This is a genomic window from Halopseudomonas aestusnigri, from assembly GCF_002197985.1.
Lineage (GTDB): Bacteria > Pseudomonadota > Gammaproteobacteria > Pseudomonadales > Pseudomonadaceae > Halopseudomonas > Halopseudomonas aestusnigri.
Window position 1 is genome coordinate 1 of sequence record NZ_NBYK01000012.1, and the last position, 17,942, is coordinate 17,942.

The window sequence follows — 17,942 nt, forward strand, 5'->3', positions numbered from 1 at the left end:
GTATCTATTTGCAATAAAAAAACCACGCACTCTACCAAAGTTGAAGCTTCCAAAGAAATCCGCTAAATCCAAATTCAATACATTTTTTTTGGCTCGATGAACGCGAGCATTCGTTATAATAGATCTTTCTCTTTCAAATCCATGTGAGAGAGTGCATTCAACTTTGTTGTCAAGGTAAATAACAGCTTTACAGTCCAAGAGCAAATCAGACAGTTTGCGCTGCAAGTCTTTCAATTCATCTGATGGCGCATTGATTATCCTGATACCGCCTGATTTCTTGGCAATCTCAAATTGATGGTAATGCGAGTTTACGTGTGACTTTACACCTGGCTTATACAACACCCTGGTAAGGAAAGAAGCAGAAACGCCCAGTATTGAGGCTAATTCAGGTTTGGTTTTAGCCTGCTTGAGTAATAAATAGTTTCTTCTATGAATCAAATTATACTCTTCTCATTCAAAGAAAAATGGCTCACATGCACTCTTACGCGCCGCTAGCGAGTAATTCCGGAAAGCAATATGGAGCAATCCGAGAAGGCGAGTCATTCAGACAATGTTGTCACAGGTTGCGAAGCGCAACCAACAAATCTGCATGTGAGCCAAATCCAATTTATATCGTAATGGCATGACATTCAAGCAAAAAGTAACATTGATGGTACGTTGTCGGGGCTAGGCTTCGCCATGGCATTGCTTAATATAGCTATAGAATTAAAGGCTGTCCGCTTTCTCGCGCAGGACCAGTAGTGACTCGTTCTCGATTTTCAATATTTCCGTTTGTCTCGAATTTCATGGTTCATAGCTATCTTCACTTGGCTCTCAATAGTACCGTTTTCTTCGCGATTTTCTAGCGACTCGAATTAATGTTTGCTATAGCGTGCGATAAAGTTTTCTAGCGCGAAATTAAGGGGGGCGGTACACCGGTCCCAGCGAGTGAAACGAGCGTGCTTGAATGCCTATACTAGAAATTATCACTGAGCAGCTGCAGATACCGAAGGGGGATCGATCATCCCTATAACAGCATGACCTGGATGCATAGACTCCGTTTCAGCCTTTAATTTATCGATGTTCTCACGTAGAGCTGATATCGACGCGTCTACTCCTTCCACCAAGCAGTCTGTCAGCATTTTAAGTACTTGAGTATTTTTTTTGCCAAACTCCTCCTCCAAATCTGCACCTGGTAATGAAGGACCAAAGTGTTTCTCCAGCTGCTCAACAACAGGTTGCAGCTCTTCTACATGGAATTTCGAACGTTGATTTATTACATCAATTGTAGAGGCAACTTCTTGCTCTGCTAAAGATATAGTTCCGAGAATGTTGGGATTAGAAGACCTAAATATGAAAGAAATAGATTCGTAGTCAATTTTTGGCTGGCCCAAAGACATTCCTGCAGCTGGCAGAATTAAAAAATGCCGCATTGGATTGTTTCGATGCGCGTCAATAAATTGCTTTTTAAATACATGAAGCTTGTTGTACCACCTAGAAAGCTCAAATATTGCGTTATTTGCAGCAGCTACCTCGCGTGCGTCAGTATCTTTTCTGGCTTTCCGGTTTTGAAGTTGAAATGCAAACCAAGCGCCAGAAAAGGCCGCAGCAATATATATTGCAAGGTTAAATGCATAATCGTAGGTTTTCGGTAAAACCTCTTCTGCAATTGCTAGCGCAGAAAAATAGTAAACAAGCAGGGCTGCAAGTCCAATAAGAGTACCTGCAACTATGTCGTGGGAATGTCTCACGATAGCCTCATATCATTAAATGCATAACGCTTGGCTTTGCGGCGTGCTGAAGCGCAGCGAAGGCGCGTCCGCCAACAGCCACTGGTTATGTGGAAATTAGAACGGGATATCATCGTCCCACTCAGGTTCTTGTGTGCCCCCTACCGGGATATTTTCAACCCCATGTTTGGCAAAGAGACCGTTCAGCTCTTTCACGAAAGCTGTAGATTTAGTGAGCACCTGATTGCCACTGACTTCGCTACGTAGGCTTTCGAGCGAATCTTTTGGTATATCCGGTTGCTCTTGAAGAAGAGCTATCTTTTCTAGCGCATGGTCTACTTCAGTTGACTGAGAGATGACATTTGAAATACAGCGAATCATTTTCGCCCGTGTCTTTGGCGATTTTATGATTGTATTGAATATTTCCTCAGCCACCTGGGCAACGGTTTTATTAACTGCCTGTATTCCCTGGTATTTACCAATAAAGCCGTACGGATCTAGGCCTCTTCGAACCGGAATAATTAGTATGTCACGGCCGACGGCAACGCCAACCTCCTGATCACACCAATTGCTTTCTTTAAAGCCTGGCATTAACAGGCAAACCATGGCATCCATTGTTTGCAATGCCGCTTCTATTTCGATTTGCCACTCCTTGCTAGGCTCAATGTCCTCGTGCGCCACGAACCCTGATATGGCGTAATTTCGTAGTGCATGTTGGAGTTGACCAGTCTTTACCTTGAAGGAGGCCAGGTGACTTAAAAACAACCTGAAATGCCCAACTTTCCAAAACGTAGCCTCTTTGGGGGCGCTGAATGAATACGCGTGTTCTAGCTCCAATTCATCCGCGATTCTGAGTACCAAATCTTCGCTCGCGTCAGCCAATAGCTCCTTGACGTAAACCCACTTGCTATTTGCGCTCGGTTGGAAATCCTTGCAGTCAATGCCGTAGGCTCCGAGATAAACATCGATGTCAGAGAAAGTCATCCTCGACTGAAGCTCGCGGCCAATTCGGTCAATGAGATGAATTCTGTCTAATACCTTCACCGCGAAGCCTCCTTTCCCACATAACAGTGATTAGATCGCGCTAACTTTAATACGCGGCATAACGCCGGATGAGGCGATCTTATATTTTCTTATATTTCAATGGATTAGCGGCTATCTCGCATGAGTTCTGAACGTTAAACCGCGCGAGGTTTAATGCTCCACTGGTCGACGGCGAAGGCTTGCACGCGGGTGAGGGTGCTATCGGGTATTCGAGGTGAAGTGTGTCGAGTCTATGTAGCATCCATGCCTCCTGACGGGGCCGCGAGAAGTGCGGTGATTTGATAGTGCTACTACACGCCGCGTTTGCCAACCCTGAATTAGCCTAAAGGTTAGGTGAAGTAGCGCGGCTTTGCCCGCATCTGCGAACGTGGCGAATGCACGGACTCCAGTCCCGTTTACGCGGGCGAGTAGCGCAGGGCTGACGGGAAAAAGAGTTATAGGATGTCTGAGGCTCGTAGAGCCGAGTTTTATGACTCCCCGTCAGACCGAGCAACGCAGCGAACCCGAAGGGCCGCGTAGTCGGGTGCCCAGGGGGATCGCTAAGGGGGGCTGGGCATGCAGCCCCCTTGGCTCGCCGTAAAAGGCGAAAGACGAGTTACGGAGCAGCTCTAAAGGCGACATTTACGTGGTGGTGGAGGCAGCCCGGTTCTGGTAATCCGTGACCCGACGGAGCGTCTAAGCTCACACCCCCTCCGGCGGGCTCACCTTACTCTTTCGCGTCTTCTTACCTTTCGCCGCCATCGCCGCCGCATCCATCAAACGACAAAACTTCGGACACTCCAGGTGATTGGGCGCTGAGCAGGCGGCGGCGTGGCGCAGGCCGTCGCGCAGGTTGCTGAGTTGGCGGATCTTGCGGTCCAGCGCGTCGGCTCGGCTGGACAGCCGCTCGCGATCAATCTCGGGGCGGCCGTCTGGCGAGAACATCTGCGCAATCTCATCCAGTGAAAACCCCGCCGCGCGGCCCAGCGCGATCAATCCCAGCTGCTGTAGTACCCGCGGGTTAAATGCCCGGCGCAGGCCGCGCCTGCCAATCGATTTGATCAGGCCCTTTTCTTCGTAATACCGCAGCGTTGAGGCCGGCAGGCCGGATGCTTTCGAGACCTCGTTGATGTCCATATTCGCGCCCTTGACTTAAAGTCGACTTTAAGTGGCATCGTGCATTTTCTGCCCGTCCAGGGCAACTCACAGGAGGCAGAAAATGAATGAAATATTGAGTGCGATTGCCATTGGCACGGGCGCGACGCTGGTGATGGACGGCTGGGGGCTGGTGCGTAAACAGCTGCTGGGGATTCCGCCGGCGGACTATGGGTTGGTGGGGCGTTGGTTGGGGCATATGGCGCATGGGCGCTTTCGGCATGAGCGCATTGCCGCTGCCCGACCGATCCCGGCGGAAGCTTTGCTTGGCTGGGGCGCGCATTACCTGATCGGGGTGGTATTTGCGCTGTTGCTGGTGGCGATGTGCGGAGCTGAGTGGCTTCGTCAGCCAACGGTATTGCCCGCCTTGGCGTGGGGCGTCGTGACGGTGGCGGCGCCCTTTTTGCTGATGCAGCCCGGCATGGGTGCCGGCATTGCCGCCAGTCGCACGCCGCGCCCGAATGCTGCGCGCGTGCAGAGTCTGATCACCCATAGCGTGTTTGGTTTGGGCCTGTATGGCTCAGCGCTGCTTCTCAATGCTTTTAAAGGAGTCTGACATGGCTATTCCTGCCCGTTTTGCCCCAATTGTATTTGGCGCGTTGCTGTCGGCGATCATGGTGACCTTGGTGTCGGCCTTTGTGATTGCGGTCACCCAAGGCTTTGATGAGCACTTTGTTGCGGCGTGGCTGAGGAGCTGCGCGTTGACCTGGCCGGTGGCGTTTCCGACGGTGACGCTGGTGGCGCCTTGGGTGCGGCGGCTGGTGGGGTGGTTGACGGTGTGAGTGGTGGTGGAGCGTCGGACGGCGCATGCCCGAGCTCCGCGTTGCGTCAGATGCCGCTTGGTGGACAACGCTGCGCTTTTCTCCACCCTACGATTGAGTGCGTGGCGAATGCACGGACCCCAGTCCCGTTTACGCGGGCGAGTAGCGCAGGGCTGCCGGGAAAAAGAACCGTAGGGTGTCTGAGGCGCGAGGCGCCGAGTTTTACGGTTCCCCGTCAGGCCGAGCAACGCAGCGAACCCGAAGGGCCGCGTAGCCGGGTGCTCGGGGGATTCAGGGAAGCGCTAACCCATTTCACATGCCCTCTGGCGCTCAGGCCGGTCCGCAATCAAGGCGTGGTTTCGATGGCATGTCGGGACCTGTCGAGAAATCACAACGTAGAGTGCGGACCGGCCTGAACGCCCCGTAGGGCGAGCGCTCAAGCATGCATCTGACTGCGTTGCGCTGCTTGCCAATAGAACCACTATTGGCTGCACATCGCGCCTTGCATCTGCATGCTTTAGCACTCGCAGAGGGCGTGTGAAATGGGTTGGCGCTTCCCTTTGGGGGGGCCGGGCAAGCGGCCCCCTTTGGCTCGCCGTAAAAGGCGAAAGGCGAGCAGGACGGCGCCGCAAATGTTGAGCAACGTTGCGATGGTCGAAGCATTACGGCCACGGCATGCCGTGGCCCTACGAACGAGGTGGCGTGGGAGCGATCAAAATATGCCTCAACTCCGCGCTGCGTCAGATGCCGCTTGGTGGACAACGCTGCGCTTTTGTCCACCCTACGACCCGAATGATGCGCCCTGTGCTTGCAGGGCGCTGATAACGTTCAGCATCTCCCGCCTCGCGGCCTCCTGACTTACCACCCTTAACCTCACCTTTTGCCCCGGCGCACACTGCGCCAGCCGCGCCAGCGACAGCGGTGTGACCGCGCCGAGGCGCGGATAGCCACCGATGGTCTGGCGGTCGTTCATGAGGATGATCGGCTGGCCGTCGGGCGGCACCTGCACGGCGCCGAGGGGGATGCCTTCGGAGATCAGGGCCTGGCCCTGATAGCGCAGCGCGGGTCCGGTGAGGCGCATGCCCATGCGGTCGGCGCGCTGGTCGAGGGTCCAGACCTGGTTGAAGGCGGCGAACAGGCTGACTCCGGCGAAGGCGGCGATTTGTGCGCCGGGGATCAGGTCGAGCACGACCTCATTGCCCGGATACCAGAGTGCGCCTGCGGGCAGGGTTCTGGGGGTGGCATCGCTGGCGTTGCCCTGCAGGCGGTCGCCGTTGTGCAGGCCGCGGCCATTGCCGTGCAAGCCGCCGAGCTGTTTGCGCATGACGGTGGCGACGGCGCCCATCACCGGGTCTGCCGCAAAGCCGCCGGGGGTGGCGAGGTAGGCGCGTACGCCCCGCTTGGGGCTGTTGAACCGCAGGGTCTGGCCGTGGCGCAGTTGGAATGCCTGACCGGGTGCCAGTGGCTGATCGTCGAGTTTTGCATCCAGATCGGCGCCGGTCAGCGCCAGCCAGCCGCTGGTTTGTGCGCGCAGTTGCAGGCCGCCAAGGGGGATTTCGATCACGGCGGCGTCTGCTGTGTTGCCGAGCAGCCAGTTTGCCTGCTGCATGGCGACCCAGTCCAGCGCGCCGCCCTGGGTGATGCCCAGATGGCGCACGCCAAAGCGGCCGCCGTCCTGCAGCTGGGCAAAGCCGAGGCTGTGTTCGACCAGCAGCTCGATCATGCGCTGGCCTCCATCACGGTGTCGTCCCCGCCCAGGCGGATAAATTCGGCGTGGTCGATGGAGACAAAGCGCACCCGGTCGCCGGGTTGCAGCAGGCTGCCGCGCTCGGCACTGAACAGGGTCAGCGGGCAGCGCCCAATCAGGTTCCAGCCGCCGGGTGAGGTCAGCGGGTAGATGGCGGTCTGGCGTTCGGCGATGCCGACGCTGCCCTTGGGTACGCGCTGGCGCGGGGTGGCGAGGCGGGCCGAGGCGAGCGCTTCATCCACCAGCCCCATGTAGGCAAACCCGGGCGCGAAGCCGAGGGTGAAAACCGGGTAGTCGCGGCTGCAGTGCTGCTCGATCACCTGCTCGGGGCTTAGCCCGGCGCGTTGGGCGATGGTGGTCAGTTCGGGGCCGACGCTCTGGTGATACCAGACCGGGATGGCGTGCAGGGTGCCGGTCTCATTCGTCAGCGGCTGCAGGTTGTGCAGGCTGCTGTGGATCAGCGCGATGGCGTCGCTTTCGCTCAGGGCGTGCAGGTCGTAGTGCAGCAGCAAGGTGGTGTAGGACGGCACCAGATCGATCAGCTGCGCGCCGAAGGCTTGGCGCAGGTTTTCTGCGGCGGCCATCAGCCAGGGCATGTTGGCTTCGTCGATCTGATCGAACAGGCGCACCATCAGGCTGTCGATGGCTGCGCTCTCGATGCGCAGGTTCACAGGGCGTCCAGTGCGGCGCGGATGCGGGCGACCACGGCGACCGATTCGGCGTTGTCACCGTGCACGCAGAGGCTGTCGGCGCGCAGGGTCAGCTGGCTGCCGTCGCTGGCGGTGATCGGTTCGCCCCGGGCAAAGCTCAGTGCCTGGGCCAGAATGCGTTCCGGGTCGTGGTGCACGGCGCCGGGCTGGTTGCGCGGCAGCAGATAGCCGTCCGGGTCGTAGCCACGGTCGGCGAAGGCTTCAAACAGCAGGCCGATGCCCTGCTCCGCGGCCAGTTGCTCGGCCTCGTTGTTGTCGCGGCGGGCCAGCAGCATCAGCGGCAGCTGCGGGTTGAAGCGGGCGACGGCGCGCATCACCGCGGTGAGCAGCGCGGGCTGCTTCATCATGTCGTTGTACAGCGCGCCGTGGGGTTTGACGTAGCTGAGGCTGGCGCCTTCGGCGCGGCAGATGCCGTCCAGTGCGCCGAGCTGGTAGAGCAGCAGGTCTTCCACTTCCTGCGCGGAACAGGCCATCGAGCGGCGGCCAAAACCGACCAGATCCGGGTAGGCCGGATGGGCGCCGATGCGCACGCCGTGCTGCACCGCCAGCGCGACGGTGCGGCGCATGGTGGACGGGTCGGAGGCGTGAAAGCCGCAGGCGATGTTGGCACTGTGCACATGCGGCATGACGGCCTCGTCCATGCCCATGGTCCAGGCGCCGAAGCTTTCGCCCATGTCGCAGTTGAGTTGTAGCGGCTGCATGGTTGCTGGTTGTCCTGTGCTGTCACCGGCGCGGCGAGAATGAACCATTTGCGTCGATTGCTGCCGGATTTACTGTGTATTCATGCTGTCTGGCGCGCTTTCGCGTCACAGCCGTTGGTTCATCGATTGTAGAGAGGAGCGATATGAAGATTCTCATGGTTCTCACCTCACACGACAAGCTTGGCGATACCGGCCATAAAACCGGCTTCTGGCTGGAGGAGTTTGCCGCGCCCTATTACGTGCTGCGCGATGCCGGTGCCGAAATCACTCTGGCCTCGCCCAAGGGCGGCCAGCCACCGCTGGACCCGAAAAGCGCCGAGCCGGACGCGCAGACCGAGGCGACCAAACGGTTTGACGCCGACAGCGCCGCTCAGGCGCAGCTGTCACAGACGGTGAAACTGAGTGAGGTTTCAGCAGACGACTTCGATGCGGTGTTCTATCCCGGCGGCCACGGCCCGCTGTGGGATTTGCACAACAATCCGGATTCGGTGGCACTGCTCAATGCCTTTTCCCGCGCAGGCAAGCCTATCGGCGCGGTGTGTCATGCGCCGGTGGTGCTGCTCAATGCCCGGGCGGCTGACGGCGAACCACTGGTTGGCGGCAAGCGGGTAACCGGCTTCTCGAATGCGGAGGAGGACGCGGTAGGCCTGAGCGATGTGGTGCCCCTGCTGCTGGAAGACGCGCTGAAGGACAAGGGCGGCGTCTACAGCAAAGGCGAGGACTGGGGCGAGTATGTGCTGGTGGATGGCCTGCTGGTGACTGGCCAGAACCCGGCGTCATCCGAGAAGGCGGCGCGTGAGCTGCTGACGCTGTTGAAGGTATTGCCGGGGGTGTGACGGGTTGATTGGTGGTGGGCTCTTAGATGGAGCTGCTGCCGAGTCAGCCTTTCGCCCTTTACGGCGAGCCAAGGGGGGGCTGCTTGCCCAGCCCCCCAAAGGGAAGCGCTAACCCACTTCACATGCCCTCTGGCGCTCAGGCCGGTCCGCAATCAAGGCGTGGTTTCGAAGGCATGTCGGGACCTGTCGAGAAATCACAACGCAGAGTGCGGACCGGCCTGAGAGCCCCGTAGGGCGAGCGCTCAAGCACGCATCTGACAGCGTTGCGCTGCTTGCCAATAGAACCACTATTGGCTGCACATCGCGCCTTGCATCTGCATGCTGGATCACTCGCAGAGGGCGTATGAAATGGGTTAGCGCTTCCCTGAATCCCCGGGGCACCCGGCTACGCGGCCCTTCGGGTTCGCTGCGTTGCTCGGCTTGGCGGGGATCGGCAGAACTCGGCTCTTCGAGCCTCAGACATGCTGCCGCTCTTTTTCCCGCCAAGCCTGCGCTACTCGCCCGCGTAAACGGGACGACAATCAGTGCACACTCCAACATCAGGTGGTGGAACGAAGTGCCTTGAGCACCCGGATGCCTGATGTCTGTTCGTGCGGCCGAGTTGAAGCTCGGCCCTTGCGACGACACCATCCTTGCCGCTTGCCGCTTGCCGCTTGCCGCTTGCCGCTTGCCGCTATCAGCTGAGAATCATATTGGTCGCTGTGGCGTAGGCATACAGCGAGCCGCTTTCGTCGCGCAGATACCCTTCGCTGATGATCAGGCGGCGGGTTTTGTTGATGACCTTGCCTTCGGCGATCAGCGTTTTGTTGAACGGCACCGGTTTGCACATTTTCACGTTCAGCTCGATGGTGCCGTAGCCTTCGCCCGCGCCCAGGGTGGTGTGCGCGGAGCAGCCGGTAACCGAGTCCATGACGGTGGCGGCAAAGCCACCATGCACGCCGCCGAGCGGGTTGGTGTGGCTTTCGTCGGCGGTGGCTTCAAACACCACGCGGCCCTCTTCGGCCAGCTTGACCTGCATGGGGATGGTTTTGGCAATCGGGGCAATCGGCATATGGCCAGCGGCGGCGGCTTGCATGATTTGCAGGCCGGTCATTTCTTTCGGGTTCATTGCGTGTTCCTTGAGTCGATCAGGCCGCAGCGGCAGCCCGGGGTTGGCTGGCGAACCACTCCAGCGCGTCGCGCCAGAGCGGTTCGGCGTAGGGGCGGAAGTAACCCATGTGGCCCAGTGGCTTGAGGCCGAGCGCCTTGGGGTCGATATCCCGTGGTTGGTAAGCAGCGCCGCTGAAGGCGCTCATAAAGGCGTCGCGCGACTCGGGGCCGGCCCACAGGTCGTCGAGCGAAACGGCGCCGACAATCGGTGTGCGCACGGCGGCAAAGTGCTCGGTCAGCCAAGCCATCTTCGGGTCTTCAAAGAAGTAGCGCGGATAGCGGCACCAGTGTTTCCAGTCGCGGTACACGCCCTTGGGCAGGTCTTCGCCGAGGCCCAGCCAGTTCCACGCCTGATAGCCCTTGATGGCCACAATCAGCGGCAGCACCAGATTCCACATGACCTGCACCTTGCGGCGCTCGCCCTTGGGCATCCAGCCGTGCCAGCCGGCGCCGGTGCCGAAGGTGTAGACGGCGTGAATGGCGTCGCGGTTGGGCAGCAGGCCGAAGGCATGACCGCCGAACGAGTGGCCGACCAGATACAGCGGCAGATCCTGCTGGCCGAGATAGTCGACGCCGGCGGCGAGGTCCTTGTCGGCCCAGTCCAGATAGTCCATCTCGAAGCCCTTGAGGCTGGCCGGGGCCGAGGCGCCGATGCCGCGGTAATCCAGCGTCAGGGTGGTGAAGCCGTTGCTGGCGGCAAACTCGGCAAAGCGGCGGTAGAAGCCCTGCGGCACACCGGTGGCGCTGCCGACCAGAATCTGCCCGCGTGGCTCGCTGGCCGGGTACAGGGTGGCGCCGAGCTGGTAGCCGTCGGCGGCGGTCAGGGTCAGGCCTTGCGGGGCGAGCGATTCAGTGGCCATTGGCAAACTCCTTTTGTTGCAGGCGAACGTGGCTGAGCAGGGCGCGAAACGAACGCTCGATCGGGTCGGTACTGCCGGCAGCGCGGGCCATCATCAGACCGCCCTCGTAGCTGGTCAGCACCAGCACGGCGAGATCGGCGGCGGCCTCGGCGGGGAAGCCGGCGCGGCTGATCTGTCGGGTCAGCAGGTCGCGCAGGTTGCCGAACGCGCCGTTCAGCGCGAGCAGCAGATCGGTGTCCTCGGGCGAACAGTCCAGCGCGGCGGCGGCCAGCGGGCAGCCGAGCTTGAAGCGGCTGGCGGCGATACGCTGCAGCGCGCTGTCGATCCAGGCGGCAAGTGCCTCAAGCGGGTCATCGAAGCGGGCAAACAGCTGCTCCAGAAACCGCGACATCTCCTGCTCGGCGTTGGCAATGGCGGCCAGCGCCAACTCTTCCTTGCCGCCGGGAAAGTGGTAATACAGGCTGCCCTTCGGCAGTCCGGCGGTTTTCAGGATCTCGTTCAGGCCAACGCCGTGCAGTCCCTTGCTTTGCAAGGCGCTCTGCATGGTTTTGACGAGGATGTAGCGGCTATCTTCTTTACTCATGGCGCTAGTTATAGACCGATCGGTCTATAGAGTAAAGCGTGATGTATGGCCAGGCGACAAGCGTTTAGCTCTCCTGCCGGTCACGGCATGCCATGACCCAACGCAAAACGTGTCGGCAAACAACGCCCTTTGCGTCTTTAAATTATGGTTGACATTTAAGTTGGTCCATTTAAATTATGATCGTAATTCAAAAAGGCGTCAGCGCCCTCTTGCCCCAAGGAGCAATGCCATGACCTCCATCGTCATCGCCGGTTATCTGCGTTCCCCGTTTCAGTTCGCCCGCAAGGGTGGGCTGATCAATCTGCGCCCGGATGATCTGGCCGCACAGGTGCTGCGTGGCTTGGTGGAAAAGCTCGATCTGGACCCTGCCCTGCTGGAAGACGTGATCATGGGTTGCGCCTATCCCGAGGGTGAACAGGGCACCAATGTCGCGCGTATTGCCAGCTTCCGTGCCGGCTTCCCGGAGACGCTGGGCGGCGTGACGGTGAACCGCTTCTGCGGGTCGTCGATGACCGCGATCCACTTTGCCGCCGGGCAACTGCTGCTCGGCGCCGGTGAGGCCTATATCGCCGCCGGGGTCGAGTCGATGACCCGGGTGCCGATGGGCGGCTTTACCCCCTCGCCCAATCCGACCCTGCTGCAGGAATTTCCCGAGATCTACATGGCGATGGGGCATACCGCCGAGGAAGTGGCGCGGCGGTTTGATGTGAGCCGCGAGGATCAGGATGCGCTGGCGGTGCTGTCGCACAGCAAGGCCGCCAAGGCGCGTGACGAGGGCCTGCTGGCCGATGAGATCGTGCCGGTGACGACGCCGGACGGGGTGGTCAGCGAAGACGGCTGCATCCGACCGGGGACCAGCATGGAGGCGTTGGCTGGCCTGAAACCGGCCTTTGGCGGGGTTGTCACCGCCGGTACCTCTTCGCCGCTGACCGACGGCAGCGCCGCTGTGCTGGTCTGCACCGAAGACTTTGTCCGGCGCCACAATCTGCCGATGCTGGCGCGCATCAAGGCCACCGCGGTGGGTGGCTGCGCACCTGAGATCATGGGCATGGGGCCGGTCGAGGCGACGCGTAAAGTACTTGCCCGCGGCGGTCTGACAATCAATGATGTCGACCTGATGGAAATCAACGAGGCGTTTTCCAGTCAGTCACTGGCTTGCCTGCGGGAACTGGGCATGCCGCTGGAGCGCGTCAACCTGGATGGCGGCGCGCTGGCGCTGGGGCATCCGCTGGGTGCGACCGGTGCCCGCATCACCGGCAAGGCGGCGGCGCTGCTCAAGCGCACCGGCGGCCGCTATGCGGTGGCCACCCAGTGCATTGCCGGTGGTCAGGGGGTAGCGACGCTGCTGGAAGCCATTTAGCGCCATGCGTCTCGGTATAAAGCAATAACAATTGAATTGGGCCAGTTGGCCCGCAGGGAGAACACATGAGGTCCGCAGCCAAACTGGCCGTGCTGGTAGGAATTCTGGGTGGATTGCTCGGATGCCGCGAGGAAGCGGCACCCGTTGCCGACAACAGCGAGGCCCCGGCGCGGCTGGTGCTGTCGATGGAGGTCCACCCGGTTACCCGTGATGGTGCCCTGTTTACCGGCGTTGTTGCTGCCCGCACCGAAAGCGAGCTGGGTTTCCGCGTCGCCGGTGAGGTGATCGAGCGGCGTGTCGATCCCGGCGACCGGGTCAAGCGCGGGGATGTGCTGCTGGTGCTGGATGTGGACGATTTCGAGCTGGCCCTGCGCGCTGCCCGGCAGCGCGTGCGTTCGGCCGAGGCGTCGGTGCGCCAGCTGCAGAACGACGAGCAGCGCTATCGCCAGCTGGCAGATAACGGCGCCGTCTCCCGTCAGGCCTACGATCAACTGGCGACCGAACTGCGCGTCGCCGAAGCCAATCTGGCCTCGGCCCGCGCCGACGCCGCCCAGGTGGAAAACCGCCGCGGCTATTCCACCCTGACCGCCGACGCCGATGGGGTGATTACCGAGGTGCTGGCAGATCAGGGGCAGGTGGTGGCTGCCGGTCAGGTGGTCGCCCAGCTGGCCCATAGCGGCGCCCGCGAGGCAGTGATCAGCATTCCGGAAACCCAGCGTGCGCTGGCCGACAGCCCGGCCCAGGCGTATCTGTTCGGGCAACCCGATACACCCATTGGCGCGACCCTGCGTGAATTGTCGGCGGTGGCTGATCCGGTCACCCGCACCTACCGCGCGCGCTATGTGCTTGATACCACGGGCGAGCTGCTGCCGATTGGCTCGACCGTGAGCATTCGCCTGCAGGACAGCCAGAGTACGCCGCAGCTGCAGGTGCCGCTCGGCGCGCTGCTGGATCAGGGCGCCGGTACCGGCGTCTGGGTTATCGACGCGGATAATCGGGTGCGTTTTTCCCCGGTTGAGGTCGCGCGACTCGGACAGGAGTTCGCCGTGATCAGCGGTGGTCTTGAGGATGGTCAGCGGGTGGTGGCGCTGGGCGCGCACCTGCTGCATGAGGGGGATGCGGTGAAGCCGTTGCCGGAGGGCCAGCTGGCCGGGACTGAAACCGCGCGGAGCCTCTGACATGAGCCGTTTCAATCTGTCTGCGCTGGCGGTCCGCAACCCGGCCGTCACGCTGTTTCTGATCATCGCCGTACTGCTGTCCGGGGCCTTTGCCTTCAGCAAGCTGGGCCGGGCTGAAGACCCTTCGTTTACCGTCAAGGTGATGACCATCACCGCCGTCTGGCCGGGTGCGACTGCTTGGGAAATGCAGGAGCAGGTCGCTGATCGGCTGGAAAAGCGGCTGCAGGAGCTGGACTACTACGACCGGGTGGAGACCACCGCGCAGCCGGGTTTCGTGTCGATGAAGGTGCAGTTTCTCAATTCCACCCCGCCGGCGCTGGTGCCCGAACTGTTTTACCAGACGCGCAAGAAGCTGAGCGATGAAGCCAGCAAGCTGCCCGATGGCGTCGCCGGCCCGTTCTTCAACGATGAATATAACGACGTTTACTTCGCACTCTACGCGCTGGAGGCCGGGCAACTGCCACACCGCCAGCTGGTGCAGCTGGCCGAGCGCATGCGTCAGGACTTTCTGCAGCTGCCGGGGGTGAAGAAGGTCAACATCCTCGGAGAACAGGCGCAACGCATTTACGTCGAGTTCTCCTATCAGCGGCTGGCAACCCTGGGGCTGACGCCGGAGCAGATCTTTACCGCCCTGGCTCGGCAGAACGCAGTGGCGCCGTCCGGCTCGGTGGAAACCGCCGGGCCGCGGGCCTATATCCGTCTTGATGGCGCGTTCGACAGTCTGGAGCAGATCGAAAACGTACCGGTAGTCGCCAACGGCCGGGTCTTGCGCATCGCTGATGTGGCCGAGGTGCGGCAGGGCTATGAAGATCCGCCGAGCTATCGCATTCGCCATCAGGGTGAGTCGGCATTGATGCTCGGCGTGATCATGGAGAAGCACTTCAACGGGCTGGACCTCGACAGTGCGCTGCAGGCGCACGAGGCGCAGGTCCGGCAGAATCTGCCGCTGGGCATCGAGTTCACCAAGGTCTCGGACCAGGCCAGCAAGATCCGCAAGGCGGTAGACGAGTTCATGCTCAAGTTCTTCGTCGCGCTTGCTGTGGTGATGCTGGTCAGCCTGGTGGCGCTGGGCTTTCGGGTCGGGCTGGTGGTGGCCGCAGCGGTACCGCTGACACTGGCAGTGGTGTTTGTGGTGATGATGATGACCGGCCGCGAGTTCGATCGCATCACCCTCGGCGCGCTGATCCTGTCACTCGGATTGCTGGTGGACGATGCCATTATTGCCATCGAAATGATGGTGGTGAAGCTGGAAGAAGGCATGGACCGCCTGAGCGCCGCTACCTACGCCTGGTCGTCCACCGCCGCGCCGATGCTGACCGGCACGCTGGTCACCATCATCGGTTTTCTGCCGGTGGGGTTCGCCCGCTCCGGTGCCGGAGAGTACGCCGGCAACATTTTCTGGATTGTCGGCTTTGCGCTGATTGCCTCCTGGGTCGTGGCCGTGGTGTTCACGCCGTATCTCGGGGTGAAGATGCTGCCGAACATTGCCGCCAAGCCAGGTGGCCACGATGCCCTCTATGATGGCCCTGTCTATCAGCGCCTGCGCGGCGCTGTGCTGTTCTGCGTGCGTCAGCGCTGGCTGGTGACCGCTCTTGTGCTGGCGGCTTTCGTGCTCTGCGTGATGGGCATGAAGCTGGTCAACAAGCAGTTCTTTCCGAACTCCGACCGCTCGGAGGTCATCGTCGAGGTCTACATGCCGCCGGGCACCGCGTTCAAGAACACCGAGGCGGTGGTGGAGCGGGTCGAGCGGGCGATCATGGCCGAGCCGCAGACCCTGATGGTCGACTCCTACGTGGGCGGCGGCGCACCGCGCTTCTTCCTGTCGCTCAACCCGGAGCTGCCCGATGCCGCCTTTGCCAAGATGATCGTGCAGACGCCTGACGCCGGGAACCGTGATGCGCTGATTGCGCGCCTGCGTGAGCGGGTCAGCGCCGGGGAGTTCCCGGAGGCGCGGGTGCGGGTCACTCAGCTGGTGTTCGGACCGCCGGTGCCGTTCCCGGTGGTGTTCCGCGTCAGCGGGCCTGAGCTGGGGCCACTGCGTGCCATTGCCGAGCAGGTGCGCGAGCGGGTGGATGCCAATCCGCTGACCCGCGATACCTTTATCGACTGGGGCGAGAAGGCCAGCAGCTACCGGCTGGTGCTGGATCAGGACCGCCTGCGCCTGCTCGGCTTCACCCCGGCCCAGGTCAAGTCGCAGCTCAACGCGCTGCTCTCGGGTAACCCGATCACCGAGGTGCGCGAGGGCACGCGCACGGTATCGGTGGTGGTGCGTGCAGTCGAGACGCAGCGCCAGAACCTGGACAGCATCGATGATCTGACCATCACCAATGACGGCGGTCAGGCCATTGCGCTGCGCCAGGTCGGGCAGTTCGAGCCGGTCATGGAGGACCCGATCCTACGCCGCCGTGACCGCGAGCTGACCTTCGAGGTGCGCGCCGACATCGTTGCCGGGACCCAGCCGCCGGATGCAGCGATGGCCGCCTACCGGGATCTGGGCGATATCGTCGAGAACCTGCCGGCCGGCTATCACATCACCATCGGCGGGCCGGTGGAGGAAAGCGCGATTGCCAACAAGGCGCTGGCGGTGCTGTTCCCGATCATGATCCTGCTGATGCTGGTGGTGATCATGTTCCAGGTCCGCTCGTTCGGGCTGATGTTCATGGTCTTCGCTACCGCGCCCCTCGGCCTGATCGGGGCCGTGCCGGCGCTGCTGCTGTTCAACCAGCCGTTCGGCTTCAACGCGATTCTGGCGCTGATCGGTATCGGCGGCATTCTGATGCGCAACACGCTGATCTTTACCGACCAGATCCAGCAGAACCAGCACGCCGGAATGGCGGTTCGCGAGGCCATCGTCGAGGCGACCGTGCGGCGTGCCCGGCCTGTGGTGCTGACCGCGCTGGCGGCGGCGCTGGCGTTCGTGCCGCTGACCTTCTCGGTGTTCTGGTCGTCGCTGGCATTCGTGCTGATCGGCGGGGTGACCATGGGCACACTGCTGACCTTGCTGTTCCTGCCAGCGCTCTGTGCGCTGGTGTTGGGCAGGCAGACACGTTCGTCGGCAGAAGCGGGATCGACAGAGGCGGCGGCCGGTCATTCGATGTAAGATGATGACTGGCATTCAACGGGAGGCGGCATGCGCTATTCAGAAGATCACAAGGCGAAAACCCATCAGCTGATTCTCGACGAAGCGGCGCGCCGCTTCCGTCGTGATGGCGTCGGTGCGACCGGCCTGCAGCCGTTGATGAAGGCGCTCGGTCTGACCCATGGCGGTTTCTACGCGCATTTCAAATCCAAGGACGAGCTGGTCGAAAAGGCCCTGCGCCACGCAGTCGATGGCCTGAAAGCCTCGCTGGCCATGCACACCGGGCCGGATGTGCCGCTGGCTGCGCTGCTCGATACCTACCTGTCCGAAGGCCACCGGGCCAACCCCGATCAGGGTTGCCCGTTGCCGACCATCTCCGCCGAACTGGGCCAGCGCGGTCAGCAGAGCGAGATCACCGATGAAGTGGTGCAGGACCGGCTGGCTAACATCGCCGGCAAGCTGGAAGGCGACGACAGCCGCGCGCAGGCCATGCTGGTGCTTTCCGCGATGGTCGGCGCCCTGATGCTGTCGCGTAGCGTCAAGGATGAAGCCCTGTCTGCCGAGCTGCTGAGCAGCACTCGCGAGCAGTTGAAAGCGCTGACCGAGTCGGCCTGATTCGTAGGTGCTAAATGAAAAGCCCCGCTGGCAGCAGCGTAATGCTGTTCAGTTAGGCCTTTTCATGGGCTGTACCGGCCTTGAGGGAGGCGTTCTGCTGGACGGATACGGCATGTCGTGCTCGTGCGAACACAACCGCTGCAGGATTAGGCTTGGGCATGTTGCATCTCCCGGAGCCTTGCGGACGCGACGTGTCGCGTCCCTACGAATGCCATAACCACAACTCCGTAGTAGGGACACGGCATGCCGTGTCCGTAGGGGCCCTGCTACAGCGCGAGCGCGCGGTAGCGGGCAATCCGAGGGCCTTGGATTTCTAAGCTTAAGTGAACAGCATTACGCTGGCAGCAGCGGGGCTTTTTTGCTCTATGCATTCTAGCGTTCATCATTCCGGCATTGTGCTGTTGCTGACTCTGCCTTTCGCCTTTTCCGGCGAGCCAAGGGGGGGCGCTTGCCCGGCCCCCCTTGGCGATCCCCCC

The 17,942-nt window shown here is 61.0% G+C and carries 16 protein-coding genes and 1 pseudogene; 7 read left to right on the forward strand and 10 right to left on the reverse strand.

All coding sequences use genetic code 11. The features are described 5' to 3' along the window. The 4 genes and pseudogenes from B7O88_RS14305 to B7O88_RS14315 form a co-directional block, all read right to left on the reverse strand. Window positions 1-438, reverse strand: a pseudogene (locus B7O88_RS14305) (reverse transcriptase domain-containing protein); the annotation flags it as partial. 527 nt (window positions 439-965) lie between these two features. Beyond that, the gene (locus B7O88_RS17825; protein WP_140418587.1) at window positions 966-1,730 is read right to left on the reverse strand and encodes a YrzE family protein; all 765 of its coding nucleotides are present in this window, start codon (window positions 1,728-1,730) and stop codon (window positions 966-968) included. 96 nt (window positions 1,731-1,826) lie between these two features. Further along, window positions 1,827-2,753 (reverse strand): toll/interleukin-1 receptor domain-containing protein, encoded by a 927-nt coding sequence (locus tag B7O88_RS14310; RefSeq protein ID WP_088276837.1) that lies wholly within the window; start codon window positions 2,751-2,753, stop codon window positions 1,827-1,829. Between the two features lie 681 nt (window positions 2,754-3,434). Beyond that, entirely contained in the window at window positions 3,435-3,869 is a 435-nt protein-coding gene (locus B7O88_RS14315) for a helix-turn-helix domain-containing protein (protein ID WP_088276838.1), read from the reverse strand. An 82-nt stretch (window positions 3,870-3,951) separates the two neighbouring features. On the opposite strand from B7O88_RS14315, the gene B7O88_RS14320 reads away from it, so the two are divergent. Both B7O88_RS14320 and B7O88_RS14325 read left to right on the forward strand, forming a co-directional pair. Then, on the forward strand, window positions 3,952-4,443 hold the full coding sequence (locus B7O88_RS14320) for a DUF2938 domain-containing protein (RefSeq protein ID WP_088276840.1): 492 nt from the start codon (window positions 3,952-3,954) through the stop codon (window positions 4,441-4,443). A gap of 1 nt (window position 4,444) precedes the next feature. Continuing rightward, a complete protein-coding gene (locus B7O88_RS14325; RefSeq protein ID WP_065335961.1) occupies window positions 4,445-4,669 on the forward strand; it encodes a DUF2798 domain-containing protein in 225 nt (74 codons plus the stop codon). A 760-nt stretch (window positions 4,670-5,429) separates the two neighbouring features. Here the strand turns inward: B7O88_RS14325 and B7O88_RS14330 are convergent. The 3 genes from B7O88_RS14330 to B7O88_RS14340 are packed head-to-tail and all read right to left on the reverse strand — an operon-like array spanning window position 5,430 to window position 7,806. Beyond that, the gene (locus tag B7O88_RS14330; RefSeq protein WP_088276842.1) at window positions 5,430-6,371 is read right to left on the reverse strand and encodes a 5-oxoprolinase subunit C family protein; all 942 of its coding nucleotides are present in this window, start codon (window positions 6,369-6,371) and stop codon (window positions 5,430-5,432) included. Then, entirely contained in the window at window positions 6,368-7,066 is a 699-nt protein-coding gene (gene pxpB, locus B7O88_RS14335) for a 5-oxoprolinase subunit PxpB (RefSeq protein ID WP_088276844.1), read from the reverse strand. The genes B7O88_RS14330 and pxpB overlap by 4 nt, the downstream gene beginning before the upstream one ends. Further along, a complete protein-coding gene (locus B7O88_RS14340; RefSeq protein ID WP_088276846.1) occupies window positions 7,063-7,806 on the reverse strand; it encodes a 5-oxoprolinase subunit PxpA in 744 nt (247 codons plus the stop codon). The genes pxpB and B7O88_RS14340 overlap by 4 nt, the downstream gene beginning before the upstream one ends. A 143-nt stretch (window positions 7,807-7,949) precedes the next feature. Here B7O88_RS14340 and B7O88_RS14345 point away from each other — a divergent pair, with 143 nt between their 5' ends. Then, a complete protein-coding gene (locus B7O88_RS14345) occupies window positions 7,950-8,642 on the forward strand; it encodes a type 1 glutamine amidotransferase domain-containing protein (RefSeq protein ID WP_088276848.1) in 693 nt (230 codons plus the stop codon). 676 nt (window positions 8,643-9,318) lie between these two features. Here the strand turns inward: B7O88_RS14345 and B7O88_RS14350 are convergent. The 3 genes from B7O88_RS14350 to B7O88_RS14360 are packed head-to-tail and all read right to left on the reverse strand — an operon-like array spanning window position 9,319 to window position 11,234. Beyond that, window positions 9,319-9,750, reverse strand: a complete 432-nt coding sequence (locus B7O88_RS14350; RefSeq protein WP_088276850.1) for a PaaI family thioesterase — start codon at window positions 9,748-9,750, stop codon at window positions 9,319-9,321. 19 nt (window positions 9,751-9,769) lie between these two features. Continuing rightward, window positions 9,770-10,651, reverse strand: a complete 882-nt coding sequence (locus tag B7O88_RS14355; protein WP_088276852.1) for an alpha/beta hydrolase family protein — start codon at window positions 10,649-10,651, stop codon at window positions 9,770-9,772. Continuing rightward, window positions 10,641-11,234 carry a TetR/AcrR family transcriptional regulator gene (locus B7O88_RS14360; RefSeq protein ID WP_088276854.1) on the reverse strand — a complete coding sequence of 198 codons (594 nt, stop codon included), beginning with the start codon at window positions 11,232-11,234 and terminating at the stop codon, window positions 10,641-10,643. Before B7O88_RS14360 ends, B7O88_RS14355 begins: the two co-directional genes overlap by 11 nt. Window positions 11,235-11,463: 229 nt before the next feature. On the opposite strand from B7O88_RS14360, the gene B7O88_RS14365 reads away from it, so the two are divergent. From B7O88_RS14365 to B7O88_RS14380, 4 genes are all read left to right on the forward strand, one after another. Beyond that, window positions 11,464-12,594: a thiolase family protein gene (locus B7O88_RS14365; RefSeq protein WP_088276856.1), complete on the forward strand. Its 1,131-nt coding sequence runs from the start codon at window positions 11,464-11,466 to the stop codon at window positions 12,592-12,594. Window positions 12,595-12,659: 65 nt separating this feature from the next. After that, a complete protein-coding gene (locus tag B7O88_RS14370; protein ID WP_088276858.1) occupies window positions 12,660-13,772 on the forward strand; it encodes an efflux RND transporter periplasmic adaptor subunit in 1,113 nt (370 codons plus the stop codon). A 1-nt stretch (window position 13,773) separates the two neighbouring features. Continuing rightward, complete coding sequence (locus B7O88_RS14375; RefSeq protein WP_088276860.1) at window positions 13,774-16,872, forward strand: efflux RND transporter permease subunit; 3,099 nt, start codon at window positions 13,774-13,776, stop codon at window positions 16,870-16,872. 30 nt (window positions 16,873-16,902) lie between these two features. Beyond that, window positions 16,903-17,466: a TetR/AcrR family transcriptional regulator gene (locus tag B7O88_RS14380; protein WP_088276862.1), complete on the forward strand. Its 564-nt coding sequence runs from the start codon at window positions 16,903-16,905 to the stop codon at window positions 17,464-17,466. The last annotated feature ends 476 nt before the right edge of the window (window positions 17,467-17,942 follow it).